The organism is Pannonibacter phragmitetus DSM 14782 (assembly GCF_000382365.1).
Taxonomy (GTDB): Bacteria; Pseudomonadota; Alphaproteobacteria; order Rhizobiales; family Stappiaceae; genus Pannonibacter; species Pannonibacter phragmitetus.
This window is the reverse complement of the sequence record NZ_KB908254.1, coordinates 1-1,186: the sequence shown is the minus strand read 5'-3', so window position 1 is coordinate 1,186 and position 1,186 is coordinate 1. Positions and strand designations below refer to the sequence as shown.

Sequence of the window (1,186 nt, the reverse complement as noted above, 5' to 3'; positions counted from 1 at the left end):
ATCGTGTCGGTGATCAATGATGAAATCTATGCGTCGATGCAGATCTTCATCAATGATTCCTATGTGCCGCACGAAACCTCGATCCGCGACGGTTTTCTCGTGGCCTCGGTGAAGACGCGCAGCCGGCAGGAGAACACATCCGGCACGCGCATCGAATTCCGCTTCTCCGGCGTGAAGTCGGCTTTCGAGGCGCATGGCGTGCCGGACCACCGGCGCAAGACCATTGCCCTGCAAAGCGTTCAGATGCGGCGGATATCCTGATGCGTGACCATTATCTTTTTTTCCTGCATTTGATGAAGACGGGCGGGACGTCGTTCTTTCGATTTCTTGAGAATAATTACGCCGCTGGCGAGTATATCGCGGATGACAAGATTGTCGCTGTCCGCTCGGCAGAAACTTATTTTGCAGACTTCTCTTGTGATGCCCGGCGCAGGCATGCTGAGCGGATCCAGATGTGTGCGGAACTTGCGCAGTACAAACTGATAGCAAAGTTCCATTTTTCGCATCTGGTGATCGATGATTTCCGCCAGCTCTATCCGTTTCTCAAGGTCATTTCAGTGTTCAGGGACCCGGTTGGGCGCGTTTTCTCGCAGATCGAACACTGGCGCCGCATCCCGGATGTTCACATGAAAACTGTCACGCCCGAATTGGTCAGCGTGATCAATGATGTGAAACGGGGTGACCTCGACGCGGTGCTTCACGGCGAACGTGACAGCCAGCATGCCTATTTTATGGAAAATTATCAGGCAAAGCGGCTTGCAGGCTATGTGGGCAGTGTTCCTGCTGATGACATCCTGCTGGAGACGGCACTGAAGAATCTGGAAAACATCGATCTTGTGGGCGTGACGGACCGGCTGGACATGTTTGCCGAGATCGTCTCCTTCAATCTGGGTTTCTACAACACTTACTCCGATGAAAAACTGAATGTTACACCGCAGAGCGCAAGGCTGGATCCGGCTGAGCGCGAAAGACTCAAGGATATTCTGAGCGAGAAGAACAAGGTCGATGCGATCGTCTTCGATGAAGCGAAGAAGCGTTTTGACCGGCACGTGCAGGATTATCACGATGCGCTGTTCCAGCTGCGCGGCGGGCAGAAGCTGCGGGTGCTGGCGCCAGGGGAAGAGGCCGCATTCGGCATGGAAAGCGCACTGGTGGGCGAGGGCTGGCTTGAGCGTGAGACCGGGCT

At 54.6% G+C, this 1,186-nt stretch carries 1 protein-coding gene and 1 pseudogene; both read left to right on the top strand.

What is annotated here, in order from left to right; all coding sequences use genetic code 11:
• A pseudogene (locus H163_RS24645) lies at nt 1-261 on the top strand (hypothetical protein); the annotation flags it as partial.
• A partial coding sequence (locus H163_RS23480) for a hypothetical protein (protein WP_040679494.1) occupies nt 261-1,186 on the top strand: 926 nt, incomplete at its 3' end. The pseudogene H163_RS24645 and the gene H163_RS23480, both read left to right, overlap by 1 nt.